3 rRNA genes are annotated in these 5,487 nt (G+C 57.2%); all 3 read left to right on the top strand.

The features are described from left to right. The first annotated feature begins 229 nt into the window (after window positions 1-229). The 3 genes from ONR57_RS00495 to rrf all read left to right on the top strand — a co-directional run bounded on the left by ONR57_RS00495 (window position 230) and on the right by rrf (window position 5,471). Window positions 230-1,752 (top strand): 16S ribosomal RNA (locus tag ONR57_RS00495). A 367-nt stretch (window positions 1,753-2,119) separates the two neighbouring features. After that, window positions 2,120-5,253 (top strand): 23S ribosomal RNA (locus tag ONR57_RS00490). 100 nt (window positions 5,254-5,353) lie between these two features. Next, window positions 5,354-5,471: ribosomal RNA gene (gene rrf, locus ONR57_RS00485) — 5S ribosomal RNA — on the top strand. Together the 16S, 23S and 5S rRNA genes form the textbook arrangement of a ribosomal RNA operon. The last annotated feature ends 16 nt before the right edge of the window (window positions 5,472-5,487 follow it).

Below are 5,487 nucleotides of genomic sequence, written 5' to 3'. Positions count from 1 at the left end.
TTTGGGGTGTGTTGTTTGAGAACTCAACAGTGTTCTGGTTTTTGTTTGATGGTGCCGGATTTTGATAGTTTGGTGCTGTTGTGGATGCCTGGCTCAGATCCCTAGTCGGGGTTGGGTGTCTGTTTTTGATGCCAGTTTTTGGTGTCGTTTTTTTGCCAGTTTTTGGCTCTGTTTTTCTGATCGCGCTCTGGTGTCTGCCCTGTGGGGTGGGTGTGGGGTGTGTTTGGTTTTGACGGAGAGTTTGATCCTGGCTCAGGACGAACGCTGGCGGCGTGCTTAACACATGCAAGTCGAACGGTAAGGCCTTTCGGGGTACACGAGTGGCGAACGGGTGAGTAACACGTGGGTGATCTGTCTTGCACTCTGGGATAAGCCTGGGAAACTGGGTCTAATACCGGATAGGACTCCATGCTGCATGGTGTGGGGTGGAAAGCGTTATGTAGTGGTGTGAGGTGGGCCCGCGGCCTATCAGCTTGTTGGTGGGGTAATGGCCTACCAAGGCGGTGACGGGTAGCCGGCCTGAGAGGGCGACCGGCCACACTGGGACTGAGACACGGCCCAGACTCCTACGGGAGGCAGCAGTGGGGAATATTGCACAATGGGCGCAAGCCTGATGCAGCGACGCCGCGTGGGGGATGACGGCCTTCGGGTTGTAAACCTCTTTCAGCATCGACGAAGCGTGAGTGACGGTAGATGCAGAAGAAGCACCGGCCAACTACGTGCCAGCAGCCGCGGTAATACGTAGGGTGCGAGCGTTGTCCGGAATTACTGGGCGTAAAGAGCTCGTAGGTGGTTTGTCGCGTTGTCTGTGAAATCCTACCGCTTAACGGTGGGCGTGCAGGCGATACGGGCAGGCTGGAGTACTGCAGGGGAGACTGGAATTCCTGGTGTAGCGGTGAAATGCGCAGATATCAGGAGGAACACCGGTGGCGAAGGCGGGTCTCTGGGCAGTAACTGACGCTGAGGAGCGAAAGCGTGGGGAGCGAACAGGATTAGATACCCTGGTAGTCCACGCCGTAAACGGTGGGTACTAGGTGTGGGTTCCATTCCACGGGATCCGTGCCGTAGCTAACGCATTAAGTACCCCGCCTGGGGAGTACGGCCGCAAGGCTAAAACTCAAAGGAATTGACGGGGGCCCGCACAAGCGGCGGAGCATGTGGATTAATTCGATGCAACGCGAAGAACCTTACCTGGGTTTGACATGCACTAGACGCGTCCAGAGATGGGCGTTCCCTTGTGGCTGGTGTGCAGGTGGTGCATGGCTGTCGTCAGCTCGTGTCGTGAGATGTTGGGTTAAGTCCCGCAACGAGCGCAACCCTTGTCTCATGTTGCCAGCGCGTTATGGCGGGGACTCGTGAGAGACTGCCGGGGTCAACTCGGAGGAAGGTGGGGATGACGTCAAGTCATCATGCCCCTTATGTCCAGGGCTTCACACATGCTACAATGGCTGGTACAGAGGGTTGCGATGCTGTGAGGCGGAGCGAATCCCTTAAAGCCGGTCTCAGTTCGGATCGGGGTCTGCAACTCGGCCCCGTGAAGTCGGAGTCGCTAGTAATCGCAGATCAGCAACGCTGCGGTGAATACGTTCCCGGGCCTTGTACACACCGCCCGTCACGTCATGAAAGTCGGTAACACCCGAAGCCGGTGGCCCAACCCCTTGTGGGGGGGAGCCGTCGAAGGTGGGATCGGCGATTGGGACGAAGTCGTAACAAGGTAGCCGTACCGGAAGGTGCGGCTGGATCACCTCCTTTCTAAGGAGTTTTTTCTTAGAGAACATTATTTTGCGCGGCCTGTGCTGGCGTGACCGTTCGTGTCACGGGCGTTGGGGCCGTGCCCGGGTGGATCATCATCAAACAATTCTCCTTGTGGAGGGCAGCTGGTTTCTCGCTTGTGTGGCGGGTGCGGGTTGTTCGTGGCAGGGGGGCTGGGGCACTGTTGGGGTTCTGAGGCAGCACGCCTGTGTGGGGTGTGGTGTTCTTGGGGCTTGCGGGGTGGTTGCTGGCTGGTGGCTGGTGGCGTGTCCTTGTGGGTTGTGTTGTTTGAGAGCTGGATAGTGGTGTGACGAGTGTTCTTTGCTTGTGATTGAAGAACATATTTCTCTGTTTCTGATTTTTTGTGTTGTAAGTGTTTAAGGGCGCATGGTGGATGCCTTGGCATCAGGAGCCGATGAAGGACGTGGGAGGCCGCGATAGTCCTCGGGGAGTTGTCAGCCGAGCTGTGATCCGAGGGTGTCCGAATGGGGAAACCCAGCACGAGTGATGTCGTGTTACCCGCCGCTGAATGTATAGGTGGTGTGGAGGGAACGCGGGGAAGTGAAACATCTCAGTACCTGCAGGAAGAGAAAACAAGAGTGATTCCGTGAGTAGTGGCGAGCGAAAGCGGATGGTGGCTAAACCTTATGCGTGTGATACCCGGCGGGGGTTGCGTATGGGGGGTTGTGGGGCAGTGTTGTTCTGTTACCGCCGTGACAGTCAGGTCTAGTGTGTGTGTTAGCGGAAGCCGCTTGGGATGGTGTGCCGGAGAGGGTGAGAGTCCCGTACGCGAAAATGCATGCCTGGTCTGTGATGCTGTACCCGAGTAGCAGCGGGCTCGTGGAATCTGCTGTGAATCTGCCGGGACCACCCGGTAAGCCTGAATACTCCCTGATGACCGATAGTGGATGAGTACCGTGAGGGAATGGTGAAAAGTACCCCGGGAGGGGAGTGAAATAGTACCTGAAACCATGCGCTTACAATCCGTCAGAGCCTTGCTTTTGTGGGGTGATGGCGTGCCTTTTGAAGAATGAGCCTGCGAGTTAGTGGCATGTCGCGAGGTTAACCCGTGGGGGGTAGCCGTAGCGAAAGCGAGTCTGAATAGGGCGCGTGTAGTGGCATGTTCTAGGCCCGAAGCGGAGTGATCTACCCATGGCCAGGGTGAAGCGTCGGTAAGACGTCGTGGAGGCCCGAACCCACTTAGGTTGAAAACTGAGGGGATGAGTTGTGGGTAGGGGTGAAAGGCCAATCAAACTCCGTGATAGCTGGTTCTCCCCGAAATGCATTTAGGTGCAGCGTCGCGTGTTTCTTGCCGGAGGTAGAGCTACTGGATGGCCGATGGGCCTCACCAGGTTACTGACGTCAGCCAAACTCCGAATGCCGGTAAGTGAGAGCGCGGCAGTGAGACTGCGGGCGATAAGGTTCGCTGGTCGAGAGGGAAACAGCCCAGATCGCCGGCTAAGGCCCCTAAGCGTGTGCTAAGTGGGAAAGGATGTGGGACCGCTCAGACAGCCAGGAGGTTGGCTTAGAAGCAGCCACCCTTGAAAGAGTGCGTAATAGCTCACTGGTCTAGTGGTCCTGCGCCGACAATGTAGCGGGGCTCAAGCACACCGCCGAAGCCGCGGCGCTCCAGCAGTAACATCCACACACAATTGAGTTGTGTGTGCAGTGGCTGGGGCGGGTAGGGGAGCGTCCTGCATCCAGGGAAGCAGCCGTGTGAACGAGTTGTGGAGGGTGTGGGAGTGAGAATGCAGGCATGAGTAGCGAAAGCAGAGTGAGAAACTCTGCCGCCGGATGACCAAGGGTTCCTGGGGCAGGTTAATCCGCCCAGGGTGAGTCGGGACCTAAGGCGAGGCCGACAGGCGTAGTCGATGGATAACGGGTTGATATTCCCGTACCCGTGTGGGCGCGTCAATGGCGAATCAGTTGTGCTAACCGTCCTGATGGTGAAAGACCCGCTTCGGTGGGCTGGATCCGGATGCACGGGACCCTGGCTGGTAGTAGTCAAGCGATGGGGTGACGCAGGAAGGTAGTGGGGCCAGTGAGTGGTAGTACTGGTGTAAGCCGGTAGGGAGGGACATAGGTAAATCCGTGTCCCGCTATATCCTGAGAGGTGATGCGACCCCATAGATGGGGGATTCCATGATCCTATGCTGCCGAGAAAAGCCTCTAGCGAGTTCCCGCACGGCCCGTACCCCAAACCGACACAGGTGGTCAGGTAGAGAATACTAAGGCGATCGAGTGAACTGTGGTTAAGGAACTCGGCAAAATGCCCCCGTAACTTCGGGAGAAGGGGGACCACGCCTGGTGAACACCCTTTGCGGTGGGAGCTGGGGGTGGTCGCAGAGACCAGAGAGAAGCGACTGTTTACTAAAAACACAGGTCCGTGCGAAGCCGCAAGGCGAGGTATACGGACTGACGCCTGCCCGGTGCTGGAAGGTTAAGAGGACCGGTTAGCTCCCCTTGCGGGGGGCGAAGCTGAGAATTTAAGCCCCAGTAAACGGCGGTGGTAACTATAACCATCCTAAGGTAGCGAAATTCCTTGTCGGGTAAGTTCCGACCTGCACGAATGGCGTAACGACTTCTCTGCTGTCTCAACCACAGGCTCGGTGAAATTGCATTACGAGTAAAGATGCTCGTTACGCGCGGCAGGACGAAAAGACCCCGGGACCTTTACTGCAGCTTGGTATTGGTGTCTGGTTCGGTTTGTGTAGGATAGGTGGGAGACTGTGAAACCCTCACGCCAGTGGGGGCGGAGTCGTTGTTGAAATACCACTCTGACCGGATTGGGCATCTAACCTCGGACCCTGAACGGGTTCAGGGACAGTGCCTGGTGGGTAGTTTAACTGGGGCGGTTGCCTCCTAAAAGGTAACGGAGGCGCCCAAAGGTTCCCTCAGCCTGGTTGGCAATCAGGTGTTGAGTGCAAGTGCACAAGGGAGCTTGACTGTGAGACGTACAGGTCGAGCAGGGACGAAAGTCGGGACTAGTGATCCGGCACCCCCGAGTGGAAGGGGTGTCGCTCAACGGATAAAAGGTACCCCGGGGATAACAGGCTGATCTTCCCCAAGAGTCCATATCGACGGGATGGTTTGGCACCTCGATGTCGGCTCGTCGCATCCTGGGGCTGGAGTAGGTCCCAAGGGTTGGGCTGTTCGCCCATTAAAGCGGCACGCGAGCTGGGTTTAGAACGTCGTGAGACAGTTCGGTCTCTATCCGCCGCGCGCGTACAGAAACTTGAGGAAACCTGTCCCTAGTACGAGAGGACCGGGACGGACGGACCTCTGGTATGCCAGTTGTCCCGCCAGGGGCACGGCTGGTTAGCTAAGTCCGGAAGGGATAACCGCTGAAAGCATCTAAGCGGGAAGCCCGTTCCAAGATGAGGTTTCTCACCCTCCTAGAAGGGGTAAGGCCCCCCACAGACCATGGGGTTGATAGGCCAGAACTGGAAGCCCAGCAATGGGTGCAGGTGACTGGTACTAACCGGCCGAGGACTTACACACACACGCAACGCGAACACACGCGCACACCACTACCCAGCATCTGAAACAACACCACCCCCCCAAAAAAAAACCACACCACCACCACAACAAAAAAGCTTGTCACGGCGGCCATAGCGGAGCGGGAAACGCCCGGACCCATCCCGAACCCGGAAGCTAAGCCCTCCAGCGCCGATGGTACTGCACACGAAAGAGTGCGGGAGAGTAGGACACCGCCGGACACCAACCACAAAAAAA

Source organism: Hoyosella sp. YIM 151337 (assembly GCF_026041215.1).
In the GTDB taxonomy this organism is placed as follows: Bacteria; Actinomycetota; Actinomycetes; order Mycobacteriales; family Mycobacteriaceae; genus Hoyosella.
This window is presented reverse-complemented; position numbering and strand designations above follow the sequence as displayed.